This window comes from Actinoplanes auranticolor, assembly GCF_018332655.1.
Lineage (GTDB): Bacteria > Actinomycetota > Actinomycetes > Mycobacteriales > Micromonosporaceae > Actinoplanes > Actinoplanes auranticolor.
In genome coordinates, this window is record NZ_BOQL01000047.1 from 22,754 (window position 1) to 46,956 (window position 24,203).

At 73.1% G+C, this 24,203-nt stretch carries 20 protein-coding genes; 15 read left to right on the top strand and 5 right to left on the bottom strand.

Annotated features, from left to right (window positions below):
• Positions 1 to 56: 56 nt before the first annotated feature.
• Both Aau02nite_RS28560 and Aau02nite_RS28565 read left to right on the top strand, forming a co-directional pair.
• A complete protein-coding gene (locus Aau02nite_RS28560) occupies positions 57 to 1,289 on the top strand; it encodes a S1 family peptidase (RefSeq protein ID WP_212991690.1) in 1,233 nt (410 codons plus the stop codon).
• A gap of 81 nt (positions 1,290 to 1,370) precedes the next feature.
• Complete coding sequence (locus Aau02nite_RS28565) at positions 1,371 to 1,736, top strand: DUF2784 domain-containing protein (protein WP_212991691.1); 366 nt, start codon at positions 1,371 to 1,373, stop codon at positions 1,734 to 1,736.
• On the opposite strand, the gene Aau02nite_RS28570 is transcribed toward Aau02nite_RS28565, so the two are convergent.
• Positions 1,710 to 2,123: a type III secretion system chaperone family protein gene (locus Aau02nite_RS28570; protein WP_246595511.1), complete on the bottom strand. Its 414-nt coding sequence runs from the start codon at positions 2,121 to 2,123 to the stop codon at positions 1,710 to 1,712. The two genes, Aau02nite_RS28565 and Aau02nite_RS28570, sit on opposite strands and share 27 nt — an antisense overlap.
• An 87-nt stretch (positions 2,124 to 2,210) precedes the next feature.
• On the opposite strand from Aau02nite_RS28570, the gene Aau02nite_RS28575 reads away from it, so the two are divergent.
• The 7 genes from Aau02nite_RS28575 (at position 2,211) to pspM (ending at position 9,972) form a co-directional block, all read left to right on the top strand.
• A complete protein-coding gene (locus Aau02nite_RS28575) occupies positions 2,211 to 4,751 on the top strand; it encodes an FtsK/SpoIIIE family DNA translocase (RefSeq protein ID WP_212991692.1) in 2,541 nt (846 codons plus the stop codon).
• Positions 4,752 to 4,794: 43 nt separating this feature from the next.
• Positions 4,795 to 6,276, top strand: coding sequence for a 30S ribosomal protein S12 methylthiotransferase RimO (gene rimO / locus Aau02nite_RS28580; protein ID WP_212991693.1), 1,482 nt, complete (start codon positions 4,795 to 4,797; stop codon positions 6,274 to 6,276).
• On the top strand, positions 6,273 to 6,866 hold the full coding sequence (gene pgsA / locus Aau02nite_RS28585; protein WP_212991694.1) for a CDP-diacylglycerol--glycerol-3-phosphate 3-phosphatidyltransferase: 594 nt from the start codon (positions 6,273 to 6,275) through the stop codon (positions 6,864 to 6,866). The genes rimO and pgsA overlap by 4 nt, the downstream gene beginning before the upstream one ends.
• Positions 6,867 to 6,901: 35 nt before the next feature.
• Positions 6,902 to 7,417, top strand: coding sequence for a CinA family protein (locus Aau02nite_RS28590; protein ID WP_212991695.1), 516 nt, complete (start codon positions 6,902 to 6,904; stop codon positions 7,415 to 7,417).
• 191 nt (positions 7,418 to 7,608) lie between these two features.
• Complete coding sequence (locus Aau02nite_RS28595; RefSeq protein ID WP_212991696.1) at positions 7,609 to 8,085, top strand: helix-turn-helix domain-containing protein; 477 nt, start codon at positions 7,609 to 7,611, stop codon at positions 8,083 to 8,085.
• Positions 8,086 to 8,305: 220 nt separating this feature from the next.
• Positions 8,306 to 9,181 (top strand): PspA/IM30 family protein, encoded by an 876-nt coding sequence (locus Aau02nite_RS28600; protein WP_212991697.1) that lies wholly within the window; start codon positions 8,306 to 8,308, stop codon positions 9,179 to 9,181.
• Positions 9,182 to 9,210: 29 nt separating this feature from the next.
• On the top strand, positions 9,211 to 9,972 hold the full coding sequence (gene pspM / locus Aau02nite_RS28605) for a phage shock envelope stress response protein PspM (protein WP_212991698.1): 762 nt from the start codon (positions 9,211 to 9,213) through the stop codon (positions 9,970 to 9,972).
• On the opposite strand, the gene Aau02nite_RS28610 is transcribed toward pspM, so the two are convergent.
• Together Aau02nite_RS28610 and Aau02nite_RS28615 are read right to left on the bottom strand one after the other, a co-directional pair.
• Positions 9,969 to 10,814, bottom strand: coding sequence for a DNA-formamidopyrimidine glycosylase family protein (locus tag Aau02nite_RS28610; protein WP_212991699.1), 846 nt, complete (start codon positions 10,812 to 10,814; stop codon positions 9,969 to 9,971). The genes pspM and Aau02nite_RS28610 overlap by 4 nt on opposite strands.
• Complete coding sequence (locus Aau02nite_RS28615) at positions 10,801 to 13,599, bottom strand: ATP-binding protein (protein ID WP_212991700.1); 2,799 nt, start codon at positions 13,597 to 13,599, stop codon at positions 10,801 to 10,803. Before Aau02nite_RS28615 ends, Aau02nite_RS28610 begins: the two co-directional genes overlap by 14 nt.
• Before the next feature lie 66 nt (positions 13,600 to 13,665).
• On the opposite strand from Aau02nite_RS28615, the gene Aau02nite_RS28620 reads away from it, so the two are divergent.
• Positions 13,666 to 14,325, top strand: a complete 660-nt coding sequence (locus Aau02nite_RS28620; RefSeq protein WP_212991701.1) for a hemerythrin domain-containing protein — start codon at positions 13,666 to 13,668, stop codon at positions 14,323 to 14,325.
• A gap of 12 nt (positions 14,326 to 14,337) precedes the next feature.
• Positions 14,338 to 15,075 (top strand): N-acetyltransferase, encoded by a 738-nt coding sequence (locus tag Aau02nite_RS28625; protein ID WP_212991702.1) that lies wholly within the window; start codon positions 14,338 to 14,340, stop codon positions 15,073 to 15,075.
• Between the two features lie 39 nt (positions 15,076 to 15,114).
• On the opposite strand, the gene Aau02nite_RS28630 is transcribed toward Aau02nite_RS28625, so the two are convergent.
• Positions 15,115 to 15,900, bottom strand: coding sequence for an SAM hydrolase/SAM-dependent halogenase family protein (locus Aau02nite_RS28630; protein WP_212991703.1), 786 nt, complete (start codon positions 15,898 to 15,900; stop codon positions 15,115 to 15,117).
• 82 nt (positions 15,901 to 15,982) lie between these two features.
• On the opposite strand from Aau02nite_RS28630, the gene Aau02nite_RS28635 reads away from it, so the two are divergent.
• Entirely contained in the window at positions 15,983 to 16,912 is a 930-nt protein-coding gene (locus Aau02nite_RS28635) for an LLM class F420-dependent oxidoreductase (protein ID WP_212991704.1), read from the top strand.
• Between the two features lie 306 nt (positions 16,913 to 17,218).
• Positions 17,219 to 17,752 carry a GNAT family N-acetyltransferase gene (locus Aau02nite_RS28640; protein WP_246595512.1) on the top strand — a complete coding sequence of 178 codons (534 nt, stop codon included), beginning with the start codon at positions 17,219 to 17,221 and terminating at the stop codon, positions 17,750 to 17,752.
• A 52-nt stretch (positions 17,753 to 17,804) separates the two neighbouring features.
• On the opposite strand, the gene Aau02nite_RS28645 is transcribed toward Aau02nite_RS28640, so the two are convergent.
• Positions 17,805 to 22,337, bottom strand: coding sequence for an ATP-dependent helicase (locus Aau02nite_RS28645; protein WP_212991705.1), 4,533 nt, complete (start codon positions 22,335 to 22,337; stop codon positions 17,805 to 17,807).
• A gap of 269 nt (positions 22,338 to 22,606) precedes the next feature.
• On the opposite strand from Aau02nite_RS28645, the gene Aau02nite_RS28650 reads away from it, so the two are divergent.
• Together Aau02nite_RS28650 and Aau02nite_RS28655 are read left to right on the top strand one after the other, a co-directional pair.
• Positions 22,607 to 23,461, top strand: a complete 855-nt coding sequence (locus Aau02nite_RS28650; protein ID WP_212991706.1) for a DUF4397 domain-containing protein — start codon at positions 22,607 to 22,609, stop codon at positions 23,459 to 23,461.
• An 11-nt stretch (positions 23,462 to 23,472) separates the two neighbouring features.
• Positions 23,473 to 24,201: a class F sortase gene (locus Aau02nite_RS28655; RefSeq protein ID WP_246595513.1), complete on the top strand. Its 729-nt coding sequence runs from the start codon at positions 23,473 to 23,475 to the stop codon at positions 24,199 to 24,201.
• Positions 24,202 to 24,203: the final 2 nt, after the last annotated feature.

Here is a 24,203-nt window from a genome sequence, read left to right on the forward strand (position 1 = left end):
GCGTATCTGAGGGCACGGTGCCGCCCCCACGGCACTCGATGCGAGGGGAGTTACGGATGCAGCGGAGAACGGTCGTCGCGCTTGCGGCGACGGTGACGGCAGCGGGAGCGGCGGTGGCGTTCACGCTGCCGTCCATGGCGGGCACGAACGCCGGCCGCGGCCCTGCGTCGCAGTCGAGCGGCGGAGTGGCCCCCCAGCTGCTCGCCGCGATGCAGCGGGACCTCGGCGTCAGCGCCGACCAGGCCGGGGCCCGGGTGAAGCGGGCCGCGTGGGCCAGTGGCGTGGCGGCCCAGCTGCGCAGCGCGTCCGGTGACTCCTACGCGGGTTCCTGGCTCGGCAAGGACGGCACGACGCTGAACATCGGCATCACCGACGCCGGCCTGGCCGACGAGGTCCGCGCGGCCGGTGCCACGCCGAAGCTCGTGGAGCGCAGTGTGGCCGAGCTGGACGGCGCCAAGAAGGCGCTGGACTCCGAGGCCGGCAAGGCGGACCGGAAACTGCCCGGCTGGTACGTCGACGTCGCGGCCAACCAGGTCGTCATCCAGGCGCTGCCCGGCGACACCGACCGCGCCGAGGACCTGGCCTCCGACGCCGGGATCCCGGCCGAGGCGGTGAAGGTGGTCGTCACCAAGGCCGCCCCGAAGACGTTCGCGGACGTGGTCGGCGCCGAGCCGTACTTCGTCAACATCGGCGGCGGCCAGGCCCGCTGCTCGATCGGCTTCGCGGTCGAGGGCGGCTTCCTGACCGCGGGCCACTGCGGCCCCGAGGGCACCGAGACCACCGACAAGGACAACCTCGACCAGGGTGTCGTCGTCGGCTCGATCTTCCCGGGCACCGCCGACATCGGTCTGGTGCAGACCAACGCGGGCGTGGGCCTGCAGCCGTTCGTCAACGACTTCGACGGCAACGCCCTGCCGGTCGGCGGCAGCACCGAGGCGCCCGTCGGCGCGGCGGTCTGCCGGTCCGGTTCCACCACCGGCACGTTCTGCGGCACGATCCTGGCCAAGAACCAGACGGTGAACTACCCCGAGGGCGCGGTCACCGGCCTGACCCGTACGGACGTCTGCGCCGAGGGTGGTGACTCCGGCGGCCCGTGGCTCGTCGGTGACCAGGCCCAGGGCGTGACCTCCGGCGGCTCCGGTGACTGCACCGTGGGCGGCGAGACGTTCTTCCAGCCGATCGCCGAGATCATCGAGGCCAACGACCTCACTCTGCTCACCACGGGCACCGGCACGCTGTCCGGCGACACCCGGCGGGACCTGCCGCGACGGATGCGTTCCGGCAACTGACGCACCACCCGTAGACGTGCTGCCCGCACAGGCCATCCTCCGTCCTGTGCGGGCAGCGCTGCGTCGCCTACCGTTGCAGGGGTGGGCTACCGGATTCTGATCGCCGCGGCCGTGGGCGCGCACTTCGCGTTCCTGGCCTTCGGCGTCTTCGGGGGCTTCCTGGCCTGGCGCTGGCCCCGGCTGATCTGGCTGCAGGTGATCAGTGCCGCCTGGCTCCTGATCATCGTCGTCGCCCAGCTGTCCTGCCCGCTGACCTGGCTGGAGGACCGCGGCCGGGCCGGTGCCGGCCTGCCGCTGCGGGACGGCGGCTTCCTGGACAACCACGTGGCGGGCGTCTTCTACCCGCACGGCTACGAGTGGGCGGCCCGGATCGCGGTCGCCGCCCTCATCGGTGCCTCGTGGCTCGGCTTCGCGTGGCGCTCAAAGCTCCGCGACCGCGTCGGCTAGCTCGCAGCCGGTCGCGATACCGCAGATCATCACCTGGTCGAGCTGCTCCGGGATGACGCCGCGCTCCCAGTCGCCGACGACCTCGCCGACCACCCGCACCACGCCGTCGTCGGCGGTGTGCACGTACGCCTTGGGCCAGAGCCGGTCGTGGTTCCAGGCGTTGCAGAAGGCGTACAGCCGCGGGACGTCGTCGGTGCTGAAGACCGTCCGGGTCAGCGTGCGGACCTGCAGGACCTCCTCGTCCTTGCCGAGCCGGAAGAAGTAGATCAGGCAGCCCTGCCAGTTCCCGCCGATGTCGCCGTCGTCGTCGACGAAGTGGGCGAACCGGCGGGCGTTCAGCGCGTCGATGATCATGCCGTGGCTGAGCGGTTGCGGCGAATCGGACATGGTCCCGATCCTAAACGGGGGAAAAAGCGAAACCTGGTCACGGTGCGGCGCGCGGACTCGCGAGAGTGATCCCGTTACGGTAGGGCCATGGCGGGCCGTACTCCTCCGGCGAGCCGGGGCCGCGCCGCGTCCACCACGCGCGGTGCCGCGACGACGCGCGCCCGGCAACCAGCGCCCCGAAAGGCACCCGCCCGCCAGGCTCCGGCGAAGAAGGCAGTCGCGCGTACCCGGGCCAGAAGCGCCACCCGGGCCCGGCCCGGAGTCGGATCGGTCGTCGCGACCGGGGTCGGCCGCGGCGTCAACGCCCTCTGGATGGGCCTGGCGCACAGCGTCGGCTGGGTCGCCCGCGGCGTCGGTCGGCAGGCCGCGACCGCCAAGGAGATCGATCCGGAGCACCGCCGCGACGGTGCCGGTCTGCTCATGCTCGGCCTGGCCATCCTGGTCGGGGTGGCGGTCTGGGCCGGCTCCGCCGGTCCGGTCGGCGCCCGCCTCAACGACGCCATGCGGCTGTTCTTCGGCGGCCTCGCGGTGCTCCTGCCGCTGCTGCTGCTCTACGGCGCGGTCCGCTTCATGCGCAAGCCCGCCGACCCGGAGCACCGGGGCCGGTCCGTCGTCGGCTGGAGCGCACTGCTCGTCTCCATCGCCAGCCTGCTACACGTGTCCCAGCGCCCGGCCGACGACGTCGAGATGACCGGCTCCGGCGGGCTCATCGGCTACGGCGTCGGTTCCCTGCTGGAGAACGCGGTCACGGCCTGGGTGGCCGTACCCCTGCTGGTGCTGCTGTTGATCTTCGGTCTGCTGGTGATCACCGCGACCCCGATCAACAAGATCCCCGAGCGGCTGATGCTGCTCGCCGACGTGCTGCTCGGCCGCTCGTCGGCCCGGGCCCCGCTGCCCGATCCGGACCTGCCCGACCTCGACGAGCCCGGCGACGAGGAGCCCAGGCGGCGCGCCCCGGCCCGCCGCCGGCAGGGCTCGCTGGCCGACATCGGCCTCGCCCCGGAGCCCGACGACCTCGACATCGACGACGACCCGATCGTGCACGACACCGTGCTGGTGCCCCGGGGCAAGAAGGTGCCGGCCAGCCGCAAGACGCCCGAGCCGCCGGAGCACTCGCCGCTGCCCACCCGGGCCGAGCAGCTCGACATCTCGGCCGTCGAGGGCGACTACCGGCTGCCGCCGCCGAACCTGCTGGGCCACGGCGCGGCGCCCAAGTCCCGGAGCAAGGCCAACGACGAGATCATGACCGCGCTGACCGGGGTCTTCGACCAGTTCAACCTGGACGCGCAGGTCGTCGGATTCACCCGCGGCCCGACGGTCACCCGCTACGAGGTCGAGGTGGGCCCCGGCGTCAAGGTGGAGCGGATCACCCAGCTCTCGCGCAACATCGCCTACGCGGTCAAATCGCCCGACGTGCGCATCCTGAGCCCGATCCCGGGCAAGAGCGCGGTCGGCGTGGAGATCCCGAACACCGACCCGGAGAACGTGTCGCTCGGTGACGTGCTGCGCTCGCACGCGGCCACCGCCGACCACCACCCGATGCTGGTGGCGCTGGGCAAGGACATCGAGGGCCGCTTCGTGGTGGCCAACCTGGCCAAGATGCCGCACATCCTGATCGCGGGCGCGACCGGCGCGGGCAAGAGCTCGTGTCTCAACTCGCTGCTGGTCTCGATCCTGACCCGGGCCACCCCGGACGAGGTGCGGCTGCTCCTGGTCGACCCCAAGCGGGTCGAGATGACCGCCTACGAGGGCATCCCGCACCTGGTCACGCCGATCGTCACCAACGCCAAGAAGGCCGCCGACGCGCTCGAGTGGGTCGTGCGCGAGATGGACATGCGCTACGACGACCTCGCCGCCAACGGGGTACGCCACATCGACGACTTCAACCGCAAGGTCCGCAGCGGCGAGATCACCGCCCCGCCCGGCGTGGACCGGGTGATGAAGCCGTACCCGTACCTGCTGGTGATCGTCGACGAGCTGGCCGACCTGATGATGGTCGCCCCCCGCGACGTCGAGGACTCGGTGGTGCGGATCACCCAGCTGGCCCGCGCGGCCGGTATCCACCTGGTGCTGGCCACCCAGCGCCCCTCGGTCGACGTGGTCACCGGCCTGATCAAGGCCAACGTCCCGTCCCGGCTGGCCTTCGCGACGAGCTCGCTGGCCGACTCCCGGGTCATCCTCGACCAGCCCGGCGCGGAGAAGCTGCTGGGCCGTGGCGACGGCCTGTTCCTGCCGATGGGGGCCTCCAAGCCGGCCCGCTTCCAGGGCGCCTGGGTCGACGAGAAGGAAATCGCCGACGTCGTCAAGTTCTGCAAGGACCAGCGTGAGCCGGAGTTCCGCCCGGACGTGACGGCGCCGCCGGAGAGCAAGAAGAAGCAGATCGACGAGGAGGTCGGCGACGACCTCGAGGTGCTGATCCAGGCGATCGAGCTGGTGGTCACCTCCCAGTTCGGATCCACCTCGATGCTGCAGCGCAAGCTGCGGGTCGGCTTCGCCAAGGCGGGCCGGCTCATGGACCTGATGGAGACCCGCGGCATCGTGGGCCCGTCCGAGGGCTCCAAGGCCCGCGAAGTGTTGATCAAGCCCGACGAGCTCGAAGAGACCCTCGCAACGCTCAGAGTCGACTAGACGGGCGAAGGCACGGCAACCGGCGCCCGGTAGCCTTGTCGGAGTGTCGGTAACCCCTGCCCCCCGCCGTGTCGCCCTGCTCACCCTGGGCTGTGCCCGTAACGAGGTCGACTCCGAGGAGTTGGCCGCCCGTCTCGACGCCGGTGGCTGGCAGGTCAGCACGGACGCCGACGGCGCCGACGTGGTCCTCGTCAACACCTGCGGCTTCGTCGAGAAGGCCAAGCAGGATTCCATCGAGACCCTGCTGGCCGCCGCGGACACCGGGGCGAAGGTGGTCGCCGCCGGCTGCATGGCCGAGCGGTACGGCAAGGAGCTCGCCGAGAGCCTCCCCGAGGCGCAGGCCGTGCTCGGCTTCGACGACTACACCGACATCGCCGCCCGGCTCGACGGCGTGCTCGCCGGTGAGCGGTTCGACGCGCACACCCCGCGGGACCGCCGGGAGCTGCTGCCGCTGACCCCGGTCGCCCGGCAGGCCGCCAAGGTCGTCGTCCCCGGGCACGCCACCGTCGACGAGCACACGCCCGCGCACCTGCGCCAGGTGCTGCGCCGCCGCCTCGACAGCGGCCCGGTCGCCAGCCTCAAGCTGGCCAGCGGCTGTGACCGGCGGTGCTCGTTCTGCGCCATCCCGGCCTTCCGCGGCGCGTTCGTCTCCCGCGACCCGCAGGAGCTGCTGGCCGAGGCCGAGTGGCTGGCCCGCACCGGCGTCCGCGAGCTGGTCCTGGTCAGCGAGAACAGCACCTCCTACGGCAAGGACCTCGGCGACCCGCGCGCCCTGGACAAGCTGCTGCCCCAGCTCGCCGCCGTGCCCGGCATCGTCCGGGTCCGGGCCAGCTACCTGCAGCCCGCCGAGACCCGTCCCGGCCTGGTCGAGACCATCGCCACCACGCCCGGCGTCGCGGCGTACTACGACCTCTCGTTCCAGCACTCCAGCGAGCCGGTGCTGCGGCGGATGCGCCGGTTCGGCTCCACCGACCGGTTCCTGGAGCTGCTCGCCTCGGCCCGCGCGCTGGCTCCCGAGGCGGGCGCGCGCAGCAACTTCATCGTCGGCTTCCCCGGTGAGACCAAACAGGACGTGGACGAGCTGGTCCGGTTCCTGAGCGAGGCGCGGCTCGACGCCATCGGCGTCTTCGACTACAGCGACGAGGACGGCACCGAGGCCGCCGGGCTGCCCGGCAAGGTCCGCGAGGACACCATCAAGCGCCGGTACGCCCGGATCAGCGACCTGGCCGACGAGCTGTGCGCCCAGCGCGCGGAGGACCGGCTCGGCTCGATCGTCGAGGTGCTGGTGGACACCGTGGCCGACGGCGAGATCGAGGGCCGCGCCGAGCACCAGGCGCCCGAGGTGGACGGCTCGACCACGCTGGTCGCCGGCGACGAGGGCGTCGACCTGGCCGCGCTGCGACCCGGCGACTTCGTGCGCGCCCGGGTCACCGGGACTGAAGGCGTCGACCTGGTCGCCGTACCGGTCGCCATGATCTCCGCCGGGCCGGGAGCTGTCTCACTGGCAGCGACGGCAGCGTCGTGACCGACGAGCCGGTGCCGGTGGCCGCCCCGCGGCCGGTCTCGCTCTACAACCCGGCCAACGTGCTGACGGCCGCCCGCATCGTGCTCGTCCCCGTGTTCGTCGCTTTTGTCATCGTGTCCGAGATGACCGAGTCCGGCTGGCGGATCCTGGCCTGCCTGACGTTCTGTGTGGCGTCCGCCACCGACTTCGCGGACGGGTGGATCGCCCGGCGCTACGAGCTGGTGACGTCCTTCGGCAAGGTGGCCGACCCGATCGCGGACAAGGCCCTGACCGGCAGCGCGCTGGTGCTGCTGTCGGCGTACGACCGGTTGTCGTGGTGGGTGACGGGCCTGATCCTGCTCCGCGAGTGGGGCGTCACGGCGCTGCGCTTCTGGGTCATCCGGTACGGCGTCATCCCGGCCAGCCGTGGCGGCAAGCTCAAGACCGCCCTGCAGATCGCCGCGATCGCCTGGTTCCTGTGGCCCGTCCCGGAGCCGTTCGACGTGGTCGGCACGGTGCTGATGGTGGCGGCGCTGATCGTGACCGTGGTGACGGGTGTGGACTACGTGCTGCAGGCGGTGCGCCTGCGCCGGCGGGCTGAGCGGGTCTGAGGTCACGGCCCGTTCGCGCTTGGCAGAATCGGGGCATGAGCGAAGGCAAGATCGAAGATCCCGGAGTGGCCGCCTCCGCGGTCGTGCACGCGCTGGTCGACCGCCGCCAGACCCTGGCGGTCGCGGAGTCGCTGACCGGTGGTCTGCTCGCCGCCACCATCGTCGAGATCGCCGGGGTCAGCGCGGTGTTCAAGGGCGGTGTGGTGGTCTACGCCACCGAGCTGAAGCACGTCCTGGCCGGCGTGCCCCAGCAGCTGCTGGACGAACGTGGCCCGGTCGATCCGGACGTCGCGCTGGCCCTGGCCGAGGGTGTGCGGGAACGCTGTGGCACCGACTGGGGACTGGCCACGACCGGGGTCGCCGGACCGGAGCCGCAGGACGGCAAGCCGGTGGGGATGGTCTTCGTGGCGGCCGCCGGGCCGGACGGAGCCACCGTCCAGGAGCTGAGCCTGCCGGGTACGCGCCAGGACGTCCGAATCGCGAGTGTGACGTCCGCCCTGTCGCTGCTCGTCGCCCAGCTGCGCGGATCGACGGCGGGAATCGCGGGCTGAGCTGCTGTGTTGTCTCGAACGGGTGAGTGGGTGGAACCTGCCCGCCGCCCGTCTCAGCAGCCCCGCGGGCACGCGCGCGTTCCCGCCCGTCCCGCATTTCGGCGGGGCGGGATGTCGGTGTAGCGCTCAGCGGGTACGGTTGCGGGAAGCCTCCGGCGGTTGCCGGCGGCCCCGCCGCAGGAGGAGGTGCCATGGTCCTGCTACGCCGGGTTATCGGTGACGCACTTCGGGCGCGCAGGCAGGGTCAGCATCGCACGCTGCGTGAGGTGTCGACCGCCGCCAACGTCAGCCTGGGGTATCTCTCCGAGATCGAACGTGGCCAGAAGGAAGCGTCCAGCGAGCTGCTCGCCGCGATCTGCGAGGCTCTGGGCGCGCGCCTGTCCGAGGTCCTGGGTGAAGTGAGCGGCACGCTCGCGCTCGCCGAGGGAATGGACGGCGTTCTCGCTCCGCACGAGCCCACTCCGGTCGAGACCAGCGGTGCGGGGGCCAGCCCGGTCCCGCTCAACGGCTCCCCGGTCAAGAGGCCGGTCAAGAACAGCGAGGCCCCGGCTGTGCGCCAGGTGACCTCCGACGGGACGGTCTCCGTCTCCGTCCGCCAGGAGTCTCCGCTCAAGGCGACCCTGCACGCGACCCGCAAGCGCGGTCGCGACGTTGTCTACGCTGCCTGATTCTCAGCACCGCCCACTACGCGTTCCGGCGTCGCCGGAACGCGTATCGGCGCGTAGCCTCGATGTCGGGGGAACCCTCGTCCGACCCTGAGATCCCCCGTAGGTCACGTGACGCCGGTGGCGTGGAGCTGACACGATGGACTTCGCGCCATCGTGAAGACCCCTCGGTCCCGCGTCGGTGGCGCGTCCGACTGAGCGACATTGAGGGGATACCGCGGATATGGCGAACCCGTTCGTCAAGGGATGGCGTTACATGATGGCGCTCTTCGGCGCCAAGATCGACGAGTACGCCGACCCCAAGGTGCAGATCCAGCAGGCCATCGAGGATGCCCAGCGCCAGCACCAGGCGCTCGTGCAGCAGGCCGCCGCCGTGATCGGCAACCAGCGGCAGCTGGAGATGAAGCTGTCCCGGCAGATGTCCGAGGTCGAGAAGCTGCAGGGCATGGCGCGCCAGGCCCTGGTGCTGGCGGATCGGGCCCGGGCCGGCGGCGACGAGGCGGAGGCGCAGAAGTACGAGTCGACCGCCCAGACGCTCGCCACCCAGCTGGTCTCCGGCGAGCAGTCGATGGAAGACCTGAAGACGCTGCACGACCAGGCGCTGTCGGCGGCCGGCCAGGCCCGCAAGGCGGTGGAGAACAACGCGATGGTGCTCCAGCAGCGCATCGCCGAGCGCTCACGCCTGCTCAGCCAGCTCGAGCAGGCCAAGATGCAGGAGACGGTGGCCAAGTCGCTGGAGTCGATGTCGTCGCTCTCCGCGCCGGGCAACACCCCGTCCCTGGACGAGGTCCGCGACAAGATCGAGCAGCGGTACGCGAACGCGATGGGCCGCGCCGAACTGGCGTCGAACTCCGTCGAGGGCCGCATGCTCGAGGTGCAGAAGTCGAGCCTCGACATGGCCGGCACCTCGCGGCTGGAGCAGATCCGGGCCAGCATGGCCGGCGAGCAGCTCGGCGGCGACACCGCGGCCAAGCCGGCTGTGGAGGCGGCGGGCACCAACAACGCCGCCCCGGCAGCCGACCCGGCCAGCGTGGCGCGCCTCGACGAGATCAGGGCAAGCATGAACGCCAAGCGTGGGGACACCTCGGCCACGGGCTGAGCACACCCCACCTCGGGGAGGAGTGAACGGTGGACGAGCGGACCAGGTACTTCCGGCAGCTCAGGAAGCTGCGCGGCTCCGCGCGGCGCTGGAGCGTCGTCGGCGGAGGGCTGACCGCTGCCGCTGCCGTGCTCACCCCGTACGCGGGCATCGGGCTCGCCGACGCGGCATGGGCCGCGTCGGCGGGTGCGTCCGCGGCGCTGGCCTGGTGGCGCTGGAGCGACCACCGGGCCCTGGCCGCGACGCCGGCCCCGCCGCCCGCCCCGCCGGCCATTCCCGGCCAGCGGCTGGTGGCCGCCGTCGAGCGGTTCCCGGCCGGCCGGCAGGTGCTGCAGGAGGTGCGCCGGCACAAGGAGCGTTACGCGCTGCGCGGGTCGGCTGTCGCCCAGGCCTGGGACCGGCTGGACCGGGCGAACGCGACGCTGACCGGGCTCGCCGGCCGGCTGACCGGGCCCGGTGAGGCCGCCACGCTGGAGGCCGCGGTGGCCGAGCAGTGGCTGCGTGACCTCGGGCAGCGCGTGGCCAGCGTCGAGCGGGCGATTCCGCTCAGCCCACCCGACCAGCGCCCCGGGATCGTGCAGGCCCACGAGAGCCTGGCCAAGCAGTTCACCGAGGGCGTGACCGCCTACGAACGGCTGGTGGCGGCCGCGGCCAGCTATGTCGCCGAGGAGGGCCACCCGGCCTCCGCCCAGCACCCGGCGCTCGGCGGCCTGATCGAGGCGACCGACCGCCTGCGCGGTATCGCCGAGGGGCTGTCGGAGCTGCGGCGGCCCGCCACCCCTGCTGCCTAGGAAGAGCCTTCAGTCCGTTCAAGGGCGGCGGTGGGGTGGCCGGACGGGGCTTCCGCGGCCGGTTTCGGCTGGCAGCGGGGGCACCAGTAGGTGATCCGCTCCTCCTGGTCCTCTTTCTGGATGGCCGAGCCGCAGCGCCGGCACGGCTGCGCTCGTCGCCCGTAGACGTAGCTGGTCTGTCCCCGGCGCAGTGAGCCGGTGGTGGTCTGGGTCCAGCGACCACGGTTGGACGCCACCAGCTTCTGCGCCAGCTTCACCGTGCCCGCCAGATCCGCCACCGCCGAGACGGGCGTCCACGGCCACAGGCCGCGGAGGAACAGCGTCTCCGCCTTGTAGAGGTTGCCCACCCCGGCGAGGTTGCGCTGGTCCAGCAGTGCCTCACCGATCGGCACCTCCGGCCGGGCCGCGATCCGGCGGACCGCCTCGTCGGGGTCCCAGTCGGCGCCGAGCAGGTCCGGGCCCAGGTGGTCGAGCAGCCGGCCCTCCTCGGCGGTGGGCAGCAGCGCCACCTCGTGCAGGTGGTAGCCGACCGCCACTGAGCGTTTCGTCCGCAGCACCACCCGGATCAGGTGCGCGGGGCGGCCGGTCCAGCGCTCACCCGGCGCGTACGCCCGCCAGGCGCCGTCCATCCGCAGGTGCGAGTGCAGGGTCATGGCCCGCTCGCCGTGGGTCAGCCGCAGCAGCAGGTGTTTGCCCCGGCTGGCCGACTCGGCCACCGTCCAGCCGGTCAGGTCGGTGGTGGCCAGCTGCGGCACCCGGAAGTCCGAGCCGGTGAGGACGTCGCCCTGCAGCGCGCGCTCGAGGACGCGCGCGGTGTTCCATACGGTGTCACCTTCGGGCATGGCTCTGATCCTGCCCCGCCGCCAGCATCGCAACCATCGCGGTCTCGTCCAGTCCGGCACCGTCGGTGTCCGCGGCGGCCCGGGTCACCGGATCGAGCGCCCGGTCGAGGGCGGCGTCGAGGGCAGCCGCGGTCGCCGGGTCGGTGGCCTCGGGCCGCAGCCCGCGGCGGGCACCCTGGTGGCGTACGGCGGCCAGCAGGGTCGCGCCCAGCTCTGGCCGGCCGCTCAGCGTGAGGGCGTAGGCGCCGGTGTGCAGGCACGAGAGCACGTTGCCGACGTCGTCCTCCTCACGGAAGCGGCCCAGGGCCGAACGGAGCTGGCGCAGCGCCGCGCCGGGATCGGGATCGGCGGGGACCAGCCAGGCCCGGGCCAGCAGCAGCTCACTCATCGCGGCGATCCAGTTCTGCCGCAGCTCACCGGCGTGCGCGGCCGCCGCCTCGAGTTCACGGCGGCTCCCGGGCACGTCCCCGAGCCCGGTCAGGGCGCCCCCGAGCGCCATCTCGCCGGCCGGAGTGGCCCATTGCTCGCCGATCCGCACGCTCACCGCGATGGACTCCCGGGCCCGGACCGCGGCGGTGTCGTAGTCGCCGCGCGCCGACCACATCAGCGACTCGTAGTAGAGCAGCTGGCTGACCAGGCGCCACCCGTCCTGGCTGTCCGGCTCCGCGAGCAGGGCCTTCGCCTGCCACAGGCACTCGCCGGCACCGCCGAGGTCCCCGCCGATGAACCGCAGGGTCCCGCACGTGGCCAGCGCCAGCGCCCGGTCGACCGCGGGCGCGTCCGGTGCTCCGGCCAGGGCCGTGGTCAGCAGCCGCAGGCCCTCGGCCACGTGCCCGCCCCGGAACCAGAACCACTCCAGCAGGCCCGCCGTCCGCAGCGCCGCTCCCGGGTCCACGGCCAGGTCGTGGGCCAGCGCGGCGCGCACATTGGGCACCTCCCGGTTGAGCACCCGGATGGCGTGCGCGGAACGCTCCCCGCGGAGCTCGGGCGCGGTCCGCTCGACCAGCGCGCGGACCCAGGCGGCCTGCGCGGCCCGGCTCGCCGCCGGATCGGGGTCATGCTCGCGGCAGTACGCCCGGATGATGCCCATCAGCCGGTAGCGGGTCGGCGTCACGGTTGTGTCGGCGCTCACCACCGACCGGGTGACCAGCGAGGACAGCGCCTCCAGATCGGAGCCCACCGCCGCCGCGGCCTCCACGGTGAAGCCGCCCGCGAACGGCCACAACCGCAGCAGCAGGGCCCGGTCGGCGGCCGGCAACAGGTCGACACTCCACCCGACGGCGGCCTCCAGGGTGGCGTGCGGCGCCAGCGCCCCGCGGGGAACCCGGCCCAGCGCGGGGAACCGCTCACCGAGCAACGCGACCAGCTCGCCGAGACCCAGCACCCGGGCCCGGGCGGCGGCCAGCTCCAGCGCCAGCGGGATCCCGTCCAGCACCTCCGCCAGCCGCCCGAGGTGGGCCTGGTCGGCGGAGCCGGGACTCCATCCCGGCCGGATCGCGGCGATCCGGTCGACCAGCAGCGCGACGGCGTCACCCGGCGGCAGTGGCGCCACCGGGAGCAGCCGTTCGCCGTCGACACCGAGCGGCTCCCGGCTCGTCGCCAGGACCCGCAGTCGCGGGCACCGCGCCAGCAGATCGACGACCAGGTCGGCGACGGCGGCGACGAGATGCTCGCAGTTGTCGAGGATCAGCAGCGCTTCCCGGCCGCTCAGGGCCGAACCCAGACCCGCGGGGCCGGGCTCGGCGCTCTGATGCACGCCCGCAGCCGCGGCGATCGTCGACACCAGCAGCTGCGGGTCTGTGACGTCGGCCAGGCGGGCCAGCCAGGGGCCGTCGGTGTCCGGGCGGGTGGCGGCGTACTCCACCGCCAGCCGGGTCTTGCCCGCGCCGCCGGGGCCGACGAGGGTGAGCAGGCGCGCGGCCGGCATGGTGGCGGCGAGCGTGGCCAGCTCCGGCTCCCGGCCGACGAAGGCCGACAGCGGCCGGGTCACCGCCGGAGCCGTGGCGACCGGGTGTGGTGCGGCGTCGGGCCGGGCCGGCAACAGCAGGCCGGGATCCTGGGCCAGCAGGCGCCGCTCCAGGGACTGCAGGGCCGGGCCGGGATCCACGCCCAGGTCGTCCGCGAGCAGCGCCCGGACCTTGCGCAGTGCGGACAGCGCCTCGGCCTGGCGCGCACTGCGGTAGAGACCGAGGATGAGCAGCTCCCACCGGCGTTCCCGATAGGGCTCCGCGCGTACCGCCGGGGTCAGCTCAGCCACCGCCCCGGGTGCGTCGCCCACGGCCAGGCGCGCCGCCAGCCTCTCCTCGACCGCGACCAGGCGCAGCTCCTCCAGCCGGGCCCGGGCGGCCTCGACCGCGGCGGCCCCGTCCAGATCCGCGAACGCCTCGCCGCGCCACAGCCGCAGGGCCGCGTCGAAGGCGCGGCCGGCCTCGGCCGGCCGCTGCTCGTCCAGCAGCTCCCGCCCCCGGGCCACGCCCGCCTCGAACGCCGCCACGTCCGTCTCCGCGCCGGTCAGCCGGTATCCGTCGCCGACGCGTTGCAGCGCGTCCCGGTGCTCGGATCCCAGCGCCCGCCGCAACCGCGACACGTACGCCTGCAACGACACCTCCGGGCTGGCCGGCGGCTCGTCACCCCACACCGCCGCGGTCAGCGCGTCCCCGCCGACCGGCCGGCCGCCGGCCGCGATGAGCGCGGTGACCAGCCGGCGCGGCAGCGGACCGCCCAGATCGAGGACTGCGCGGCCCGCGCCGAGCTCGGTCGGCCCGAGAACGCGGCAGCGCAGCACGGGTGGAGCATACAAACGCAGGCCGCTTGCAGGCAGTCTGCAAGCCGACCCGAGCAACCTGAACCCATGACCACCACAACTGCACGCGTCGACACCTGGGAGATGGTGCTGGTGCACCGGGTGTTCCGGCGCGAGTTCCGCATTCTGCCCGCGCTGATCAGGGCGGTGCCGCCCGGCGACACCGCCCGCGCCGAGACCATCGGCTCGCACCTGGCCAACGTGGCCGGGGCGCTGCACCACCACCACGAGGCCGAGGACGAGCTGCTCTGGCCGGTCATGCTCGACCGCGTCGGGTTGCGCGCCGACCTCGTGCACCGGATGGAGGCGCAGCACGAGCGCCTGGCCGGCCTGCTCACCCGCATCGACGACCTGACCGCCCGCTGGCGCGCGCACGCCGGCGCCGAGGTCCGCGACGAGCTGGCGGAGGTGCTGGCCCAGGCGTCGGGGGCGCTCGACGAACACCTCGGCGACGAGGAGCGCGAACTGCTCCCGCTGGTGTCGGAGCACGTGACCCCGGCCGAGTGGAACGCGCTCGGCGAGCGGGGCCGCGAGGCGATCCCGATGAACAAGCTGGCGCTGGTCTTCGTCGGCGCGATCCTCGAAGAGGCGAGCCCGCTGGAGAGAAGGAAGTTCCTGGCCCAGCTGCCCGGTCCGGCCCGGCTGCTGTGGCGAATTGCCGGGCCGCGTACCTACGCAAAATCGCGGGACAGCATCCGCCGGGGCTGACATCGTCACCGGATGCGTCTCGACATCACCTCCGCGGCGGAGCGCCCGGACCGGGCCCCGCTCTGGTCCGGCCTCACCGGGCTGTGGCCACGCTTCATGACCCAGGACGAGACCGGTGACTTCTTCTACGGCTACGAGTTCGACCACTACCCCGAGTTCCAGCTGCTGGCCGTCGACCTCGACACCGGCGACGCCGTCGCGAAGGCACACTCAGTGCCGCTGAGCTTCACCGGCGCGATCGCCGACGGGCTGCCCGGGCACGGCTGGGACTGGGCGGTCCGGCAGGCCACGCACGACCGGCTCAGCGGGGCCGAGCCGGCCATCGTCTCCGCCCTGGAGATCATGGTGCGGCCGGATCTCCGCTCACACGGCCTGTCGGCGCGCATGCTGGCGGCCCTGCGGGCCAACACAGCGGCGCGGGGCTTCACGGATCTGATCGCGCCGGTCCGGCCGATCGGGGCGCAGGGCAGAAACATCGACACGTACGCGTACGAGCAGCGCCCGGACGGCCTCCCGGTGGACCCGTGGCTACGCGTCCACGTCCGCGCGGGCGGGCGGATCGTGAACGTGGCCCACACGAGCATGGTGATGGTGGGCACGCTCGCGGACTGGCGCCGGTGGACGGAGCTGCCGTTCGACACCTCGGGAGCGGTGACGGTGCCGCATGCGCTGGGGCCGGTGCACTGCGACGTGGCCGGTAACCGGGCGGTCTACGTGGAGCCCAACGTCTGGGTCCACCACAAGCTCTGAGCCCGGAACGGTCGGCGTTCGGCGGTGCTTCCGGGGCGGTCAGCGTTCGGCGACGCGGACGATGTCGCCGGGGCGGACCGAGAGCAGGACGACGGCGCGACCGCCGTTGACCGCTATCGCCACGCGGCCGGCCGAGTCCTCGTACACGATCATCTCGCCCTGCTGGGCGTCGGCGAAGATCTGGGCGCGCCGGGCCTTGACCCCGCCGATCACCAGGTCCGGGCTCAGCCCGGACAGGGCGGCGCCGCCGGCCGCGAGCTGCACGTTGCCGAACCGGTCCACGGTGAGGACCTCGGCCTCGAGCCAGCCGTCACCGACCGCGACGACCGGATCGGGCAGCCGCACCAGCGTCTCCGGGGCGACGGCCGCCCCCGCGTCGCTCAGCGGCGCGCCCAGCGCGAGCCGCGCCGCGGCGGGGGAGAACACGTCCCGGCCGTGGAACGTGCGCGAGACGTCGCCGAGCAGCCAGTCCTTGTTCGTGAGCTCGAAGACGCCGTTGATGCCGCCCAGCGCCTCGGCGGCCCAGATCAGCAGTCCGTTGTCCGGCCCGACCAGGATGCCGCCGGGGGTGCCGATCGCGATGCCGCGCCGCTCCGAACCGACCCCCGGGTCGACCACGGCGACGTGCACGGACGGCGGCAGGTGCGGCGCGGTCTGCGCCAGCACCGCGGCGCCGCGCGACACGTCAGCGGGCGGCACGTGGTGGGTGATGTCATTGACTCGCACATCGGGAGCGATGCGCGCGATCACCCCGCGGCACGCGGCGGCGAAACCGTCGAACGTGCCGTAGTCGGTGGTGAGGCTGATCCATCCATAGCCGCCCATGGTGGTTCACGTTACTGCCCCGGCACACTCGGTGCGTGGCGGCTGGCCGGGCGGGTCGCGGCACTTCTGGCACTGTTGATCTATGCGTCTTGTCATCTTCACCGAACCCCAGCAGGGTGCTTCGCACGACGACCTGCGGCGGGTGGCCCAGCTCGCGGAGCAGACCGGCTACGACGGCTTCTTCCGCTCCGACCACTATGTCGCGATGGGCAGGGACGGGCTGCCCGGCCCGACCGACGCCTGGCTGACCCTGGCCGCGCTGGCCGTGCAGACCTCCCGGATCCGGCTCGGCACGCTGGTCACGTCGGCCACGTTCCGCCTGCCGGGCCCGCTGGCGATCAGCGTGGCCCAGGTCGACGCGATGAGCGGCGGCCGGGTCGAGCTGGGTCTGGGCGGCGGCTGGTTCGAACGCGAACACACCGCGTACGGCATCCCGTTCCCGCCCGTGGGCGAACGCTTCGACCGCCTCGAGGAGCAGCTCGAGATCATCGATGGTCTGTGGACGACGCCGGCCGGGCAGCAGTACACGTTCCAGGGCAAGCACTACCAGGTGACCGACTCGCCGGCACTGCCGAAGCCGGTCCAGTCACCCCGCCCGCCGATCATCGTGGGCGGCGCGGGCAAGAAGCGCACCCCGGCCCTAGCGGCCCGCTACGCCGACGAGTTCAACGCCCCGTTCGCGAAGGTGGCCGAGCTGCCGGCGATGTTCGACCGGGTCCGGGCGGCGAGCGAGCAGATCGGCCGGGCACAGGCACCGGCGCTGTCCGCGGCTGCGGTCCTCTGCGTGGGCCGCGACGAGGCGGAGGTGAAGCGCCGAGCGGCGGCGATCGGCCGCGACGTGGAGGAGATGCGGGGGAACGGCGGGGTGGTGGGCACGCCGGACCAGGCGGTGGAAATCCTCGGCCGGTACGCGGAGACGGGGGCGTCCCGGATGTACCTGCAGACGTTGGACCTGACCGACCTGGACCACATCGAGCTGGTCGCCTCGGCGGTGGCGCCGCAGCTGTCCTGATCTTGTTCGGGTCGGTGATCCTCCGGCGTCGGTGATTCCGGCGCCGGGGGCCGCCGGCCCGATCCTGTTTCGGCCCCGACCGCCCTGTGCCCGACGCGGCGGTCGGTCCGGGCCGGGGGCGACCGCTTCGTGTCTGCGACGCGGCGGATCGGGGCTGCGGTCGGGCCGGCGTTGCGGCGCGCGGTGGGGGCGGTGGGGTGGCCGGGATGGGCGGCTGCGGGGTCGTTGCGGGGTTTGGCCCTGGTGGGGACGGTCTTGGTGGTGGCGGGGATGAGGTGTCCGGGCTCGGAGCCTAAAGTCTGTTGCGTGGAGATTGTCACCGCGCGACTGGCTTTGCGGCGGCCTGGGCCCGCAGACGTCGAAACGATCTTCGCGATCCACCGCGACCCCGAGGCCAGTCGGCACAACCCTTCGGACCTGCTCGCCACCCCGGCGGAGGCCGAACACCTCTACAGCCGCTGGGACGACCACTGGCGCCGGCACAGCTTCGGCTACTGGGTCGTCGAAGAGCGCGAGTCCCGGAAGATCCTCGGCTTCGCGGGGCTCAAGGTGGTCCGCTTCCGCGAGATCGAGGTGCTGAACCTCTTCTACCGCCTCGATCCGGCGGCCTGGGGCAACGGCGTGGCCACGGAAGCGGCGACGGCCGTGGTGTCCTGGGCCGGCCGCCACCTCCCGGAATGGCCGATTCTCGCCCGGGTCCGCCCAGACAACGTCGCCTCGCAGAAGGTGGCCCAACGCGCGGGCCTCACCCGCGCCGAACACCTGGACGACCTGGGCGAGGACGGCCTGGACTGGCTCTTCGTCACCCGCTGGCCCGCCAACGGGCCAAGCCCAACCTGACCCTCCGCCGCGTTACCCGCCCCGCTGCCGTCCTGCTCCGCCGGTCAGCCGGTCAGCCGCGCAAACGCAGCCCCCGAGGCGTAGCCCGGAACCCCGCCCCGGTCAACGCGTCCCGCAACGGCGAAGAATGCACCGACTCCCCATCAGCCCGTTCCACCGACATCGGCCCCAGCGCCCCCGACCGCACCGATCCCGCCAGCGCCTGCCCCGCCGCCGTCAACGCCTCGGTATCGTCCAGGTAGGACAGCAGTGTCCGGCCGCCGCGTTCGACGTACAGGATCAGGTCGCCGCCGACCAGGACCACCAGGGCTCCCGCCTTGCGGCCCGCGCGGTGGCCCGTCGCCGGTGTCGTCTCGCCGTTGCCGCTGTCCACCACCCGTTCCGGCCATGGCAGCGCCGCGCCGTACGGGTTGGCCGGGTCGGTCGCCGCCAGCACCACCGCGGTCGTGCCCGTGCGTTTGGCCAGCTCGGCCGGCTCGGCCAGGGCCCGGAGCCGGTCCACTGCCCCGGGCACCGCGAACTGTGCCGCCCCCAGCCCTTCCACGAAGTACCCGCGGCGGGCCGCGCCTCGTTCCTCCAGTGCCGCCAGCACCGGATACACCGCGGCGAAACCTCCCGTCACGCCCTCGGCCATCACCGCGCCGCGGGTCACCACGCCGTGTCGTTCGAGCAGGAGGTCGGCCAGGGCTGCCGCGCGGCGGGTCGGGTCGAGGTCGCGTTCCGGCAGGCGGGACCAGCGGCCGACCATCATCAGTGGTCCGGATCGGGCCGGCATCGTCGGGCGGCCGGGCCGGCGGTAGCGGGTGCGGGCGGGTGCCGCCTTGGCGCGGTGGGCGCCGCTGCTGCCGAGCAGGGCGCGCAGCGGCGCCAGCGTGTCGTTGGTCAGGTGGCCGGCCCAGACCAGGTCCCAGACCGTTTCGGCCAGGGCGGTGTCGTCGGTGGCGCCGATCTTGTCGGACAGGCTGCGGAAGAACAGCGCCTGGCCGTCCGCCAGCGCGTCCAGCACCGACTGGTGTTGCGGGGTCAGCGCGAACTCGTCGTCCGGTGGGGGCAGCAGGAGCGGGGCGCTGTCGGCGTACGCGAGGGTCACCCAGCCGTCACCGCCCGGGATGGAGCCCGAGCCCGCCCACAGCACCTCGCCGCTCGCGCACAGCTCGTCGAGCTGCGGGGGCGCGTAGTCGGCGACCCGGGCCGGCAGGATCAGTCGTTCCCAGGCCGAGGCCGGTGCGGCCACTCCCTGCAGCTGCTCGATGGTGGCCGCCAGGGCGTCGACGCCGCGGGAGTTGCCACCGATCTGGTGCCAGCGCGGCAGGAACGCGGCCAGCACCCGCGGTGGCACCGGCTCGATCTCGCGGCGCAGTGCGGCCAGAGAACGGCGTCGCAGCAGCCGCAGCACCTCCGCGTCGCACCACTCCGTGCCGGCCCCGCCGGGGGAGAACTCGCCGGAGACGACCCGGCCGGTGGCGCTGAGCCGTTTGAGGGCCTGCTCGACGACGAAGACGCCGAGTCCGAACCGGGCCGCGCAGGTGGCCGCCGCGAACGGGCCGTGGGTGCGGGCGTACCGGGCGACGAGGTCGCCGAGCGGGTCGGCCACCGGCTCGAGGTAGGCCTCCGCGACGCCGACCGGCAGGGCCACGCCGAGCGCGTCGCGGTAGCGGCCGGCGTCCTCGACACCGATCCAGCGTTCCTCACCGGCGATCCGGATCTGGATCGCGCGCCGGCTGGCCTGCAGGGTCGCCAGCCAGTCGAGCTCGACGCCGCGGGCGGTGAGATCCGCCGCGGACAGGTCACCGAGCAGGCGCAGCAGCTCGGCCGCGTCCTCGGCGTCGCGGGGGCTGCGGGCGGCCGTGAGCCACTGCAGCTGGGCCTCGCTCTCGGTCACCACCGTCGGGTCGAGCAGCTCCCGCAGGTCGACCCGGCCGAGCAGCTCACCCAGCAGCGTCGAGTCCAGGGCCAGCGCCGCGGCGCGACGCTCGGCCAGCGGTGCGTCCCCCTCGTAGAGGAACGCGCCGACGTATCCGAAGAGCAGGGAGCGGGCGAACGGCGACGGCCGCGGGGTCTCGGCCTCGACCAGCCGGACCTTGCGTCCCGCGATCTCGCGCATCAGCCCGACCAGCCCGGGCACGTCGAAGACGTCCTGCAGGCATTCGCGGGCCGCCTCCAGGGTCACCGGGAAGTCGGCGAACTCCCGAGCCACGTCGAGCAGCTGGGCCGAGCGCTGGCGCTGCTGCCAGAGCGGCTGGCGGCGGCGCGGGTCGCGCCGGGGCAGCAGCAGTGACCGGGCGGCGCACTCGCGGAACCGGGAGGCGAACAGCGCGGACGTGCCGACGGACTCCTCGACGAGCTGCGAGATCTCCTCCGGGTCGAAGGCGACCAGGTCGGCGCCGGGTGGCTCCTCGGCGGTGTCCGGCAGGCGGATGACGATGCCGTCGTCGGAGGGCATCACCTGGCCGTCGACGCCGTACCGCTCGGCGAGCCGGCGGGCGATGGCCAGCGCCCACGGCGCGTTGACCCGGGCGCCGAGGACACAGTGCACGGTCATGCGCCAGTCGCCCAGCTCGTCGCGGAAGCGCTCGACCACGATCGTGCGGTCGTCGGGCAGGTTGCGGGTCGACTCACGCTGCTCGCGCAGGTAGGCCATCAGGTTGTCGGTCGCCCACTCGTCCAGCCCGGAGTCGCGCAGCGAGGCGGTCGCCTTGGTGTCGTCCGCGCGGGTCAGGGTGCGCAGCCGGGCGCCGATGGCCCGGCCCAGCTCGATCGGGCGGCCGAGCGCGTCGCCCTTCCAGAACGGCATCCGGGCCGGTGCGCCCGGTGCGGGAGAGACCAGCACCCGGTCGGGGGTGATGTCCTCGATCCGCCAGGAGGTCGAGCCGAGCAGGAAGACGTCGCCGACCCGGGACTCGTAGACCATCTCCTCGTCGAGCTCGCCCACCCGGGACGCCTTCTCCGAGCCGGCCAGGAAGACACCGAACATGCCCCGGTCGGGGATCGTGCCGCCGCTGGTGACGGCGAGCCGCTGCGCGCCGGGACGCCCGGTGAGCTCGTCGGTCGTGCGGTCCCACACCAGGCGGGGCCGCAGCTCGGCGAACGCGGTGGACGGGTAGCGCCCGGAGAGCATGTCGAGCACGGCGTGCAGGGCGGAATCGGGCAGCTCCGCGTACGGTGCGGCCCGCCGCACGAGCGCGGCCAGCTCGTCGACCTGCCACGCGTCCAGGGCGACCATCGCCACGATCTGCTGGGCGAGCACGTCCAGCGGGTTACGGGGATAGCGCAGCTCCTCGATCGCCCCCTCGCCCATCCGCTCGGCGACGACCGCGCAGCTGAGCAGGTCACCGCGGTGCTTGGGGAAGACGACACCGCGGGAGACGGCTCCCACCTGGTGTCCGGCCCGGCCGATGCGCTGCAGCCCGGCGGAGACCGAGGGCGGCGCCTCGATCTGCACCACCAGGTCGACCGCGCCCATGTCGATGCCCAGCTCCAGGCTGGAGGTGGCGACCACGGCCGGGAGCCGGCCGGACTTCAGTGCCTCCTCGATCTGCTTGCGCTCCTCGCGGGAGACGCTGCCGTGGTGGGCCCGGGCGACGACCGGTGACGCTCCCGTGGCGATCGGGGACTGGGCCATCAGCGCGGCCGGCGCGCGGTCCGACTGCTCGGCCACGGCCTCGGCGGCCAGCTCGTTGATCCGGGCGCACAGGCGCTCGGCGCCGCGCCGGGAATTGGTGAACACGATCGTGGAGCGGTGCTGCTGGATCAGTTCCAGCACGCGTTCCTCGACGGCGGGCCAGATGGACGGCGTGCGCCGGGCCGCGCCGGGGTCGTCCGCGTCGGCCTCGGGCACCTCGTCGAGCCGGGTCATGTCCTCCACCGGGACCTGCACCGAGACCTCGATGGTCTTGCTGCTGCGGGGCTGGACGATCTCGACGGCGCCGGCGCCGCCCAGGAACCGGGCCGTCTCGTCGATCGGGCGCACGGTCGCGGACAGCCCGACCCGCTGCGCCGGGCGGCCCAGCATCGCGTCGAGGCGTTCGAGCGAGAGCGCCAGGTGGGCGCCGCGCTTGGTGGCCGCGACCGCGTGCACCTCGTCGATGATCACCGTCTCGACGCCCTTGAGCGACTCCCGGGCGGCCGAGGTGAGCAGCAGGAACAGCGACTCGGGGGTGGTGATCAGGATATCCGGCGGGGTACGCGCGAAGGCCCGCCGTTCGTCGGCCGGGGTGTCGCCGGTGCGCATGCCGACGGTGATGTCCGGTGGCGGCAGCCCGAGCCGCCCGGACGCCTGCCGGATGCCGGTCAGCGGTGCCCGCAGGTTGCGCTCGACGTCGACGGCCAGCGCCTTGAGCGGGCTGATGTAGAGCACCCGGCAGCGCTGCTTGGCCTCGGCCGGGACGGGCTCGTGGGCGAGCCGGTCGAGCGACCAGAGGAAGGCGGCCAGCGTCTTGCCCGAGCCGGTCGGCGCGACCACCAGGGCGTTGCGGCCGGCGCCGATGGATCGCCACGCGCCGGCCTGGGCGGCCGTGGGCGCGGCGAAGGCGGCCCGGAACCACTCCCTGGTGGCGAGGCCGAACTGCTCGAGAACGTCTGACACGTGTCCATGGTGCCCCCGCGGTGTGACAGAAATCGGGGACCGGTGGAAACATCCGTTCGGGTGACGGCTCCGAATCAGAAGCGAACGGCCATCACATGATGGGCATCAATCAGACGTTGGAGCACAGGATGGGCACTCGACCAGCGCTCGCCCGCAACCGGAAGGACCATGGTGCGGACCGGTGACGTGCGGCACATTGATGAACACAGAGCGTATGTATCGATGGCCGCCACCGACGATGCCGACAGGCTTCACTGACAGGAGGCACCGTGACCCATCGCGTTTCCGCCTTACGACGCCTCGGTAGCGCGGCGGCTGCCGTTGCCGCGCTGGCGACCATCACTCTTTCCGCGACCCCGGCGCAGGCCGCGGGCGACGGCTACGTCCGTCTCGCGCATCTTTCACCCGATACGCCGGCCGTCGACGTGTACCTGAAGTCGGACTCGGGCACGGTCAAGGACCAGAAGTTCGACGGCGTCGCGTACGGCGCCATGTCCGACTACCTGCGCCTGCCCACGGGCACGTATTCGGTGGCGATGCGCAAGGCCGGTGCCGCCGCGAGCACCCCGCCGGTGCTGACCACGCAGGTCACGGTGGACGACGGCGGGGCGTACACGGTTGCCGGGGTGGGTCGTTACGCCGACCTGGGCCTGCGCGTGCTCAAGGACGACCTCAAGCTGCCGGGGGCGGGGGAGTCCAAGATCCGGATCATCCAGGCCTCGGTGCGCGCGCCGGTGCTCGACGTCGGCGGGGCCGACGGCAAGACCATCGCCGACGGTGTCCAGTTCGCCACCACGACGGCCTATCGCCAGGTCAACCCGGGTAAGTGGACGGTCCGGGTGAAGCCGACCGGCGGTGGCGCGACCAGTGATCTGCCCTGCACGCTCGGTGCCGGCAACGTGTACTCGCTGCTGGTGCTCGACGACAAGAAGGGCGGCCTGAAGCCGGAGCTGCACATCGATGCGGCGCGGCAGGGCGGCGTCCCGCAGGGTGGGGTGGCCACGGGCGAGGGCGGCACGCAGTCGCAGTCCCCGATGCCGATGGCTCTGCTGCTGGCAGGGTTCGCAGCGGTGGCGACGGGCGGTCTGCTCGTCGCGCTCAGGCGCCGCCCGCGTTCTGCTTGAAGGCGTACCGGATGAGCGTCGTGACACCCAGGCCCGAGGCCGGTCCCGCAACCGGGGCCGGCCGGGCCGCGGCCCCGGAGAAGTCGGAGGTACGCCGCAGAGCGCGCATCCTGCTGCCGGCAGCCGTGTCGGTGCTGGTGGCGTTCGTGGTGGCCACCGGCTACCTGATGCTCCGCGAGCCGACCGGCACCGACAAGCTCGGCCGCTGGGCCGGCACGCCGAGCGCCGCCGCAGGGCCGGTGCAGCCGTCCGAGGACATGGCGGGAGCACCCAACCCGTTCCGTACCGTGCCCTCGGATCTCAGCGGCCCGCCGACCCGCCTGCGGGTCGCGGCCATCGGGGTGGACACCTCCCTGGAGAAGCTCGAGCTGGGCGCGGACGGTGAATTGCAGCCGCCGAAGACCAACGAGCACGCCGGCTGGTACGCGGACGGCACGGCCCCGGGCGACGTGGGCCCGGCCGTGCTCGCCGGCCACGTCGACTCTCAGCAGGGACCGGCGGTCTTCTATCGGCTGCGCGAGATCACCGCCGGCGACAAGATCGAGGTGACCCGGGGCGATCGCACGGTGACATTCACGGTCACCGCGACAGCCTGGTATCCGAAGAAGGCGTTCCCGACCGAGGAGGTCTACGGACCGACCCCGGACCGGCAGCTGCGCCTGATCACCTGTGGCGGGGTGTTCGACCGGACTTTGCGGTCGTACACGGACAACCTGGTGGTCTACGCGGTGGCCGGGTGATC

Coding starts and splice junctions, on each gene's coding strand:
- Aau02nite_RS28560 (WP_212991690.1), top strand. CDS start 57: ATGCAGCGGAGAACGGTCGTCGCGCTTGCGGCGACGGTGACGGCAGCG.
- Aau02nite_RS28570 (WP_246595511.1), bottom strand. CDS start 2,123: ATGTCCGATTCGCCGCAACCGCTCAGCCACGGCATGATCATCGACGCG.
- Aau02nite_RS28575 (WP_212991692.1), top strand. CDS start 2,211: ATGGCGGGCCGTACTCCTCCGGCGAGCCGGGGCCGCGCCGCGTCCACC.
- Aau02nite_RS28590 (WP_212991695.1), top strand. CDS start 6,902: ATGAGCGAAGGCAAGATCGAAGATCCCGGAGTGGCCGCCTCCGCGGTC.
- Aau02nite_RS28595 (WP_212991696.1), top strand. CDS start 7,609: ATGGTCCTGCTACGCCGGGTTATCGGTGACGCACTTCGGGCGCGCAGG.
- Aau02nite_RS28600 (WP_212991697.1), top strand. CDS start 8,306: ATGGCGAACCCGTTCGTCAAGGGATGGCGTTACATGATGGCGCTCTTC.
- Aau02nite_RS28610 (WP_212991699.1), bottom strand. CDS start 10,814: ATGCCCGAAGGTGACACCGTATGGAACACCGCGCGCGTCCTCGAGCGC.
- Aau02nite_RS28620 (WP_212991701.1), top strand. CDS start 13,666: ATGACCACCACAACTGCACGCGTCGACACCTGGGAGATGGTGCTGGTG.
- Aau02nite_RS28625 (WP_212991702.1), top strand. CDS start 14,338: ATGCGTCTCGACATCACCTCCGCGGCGGAGCGCCCGGACCGGGCCCCG.
- Aau02nite_RS28630 (WP_212991703.1), bottom strand. CDS start 15,900: ATGGGCGGCTATGGATGGATCAGCCTCACCACCGACTACGGCACGTTC.
- Aau02nite_RS28635 (WP_212991704.1), top strand. CDS start 15,983: ATGCGTCTTGTCATCTTCACCGAACCCCAGCAGGGTGCTTCGCACGAC.
- Aau02nite_RS28655 (WP_246595513.1), top strand. CDS start 23,473: ATGAGCGTCGTGACACCCAGGCCCGAGGCCGGTCCCGCAACCGGGGCC.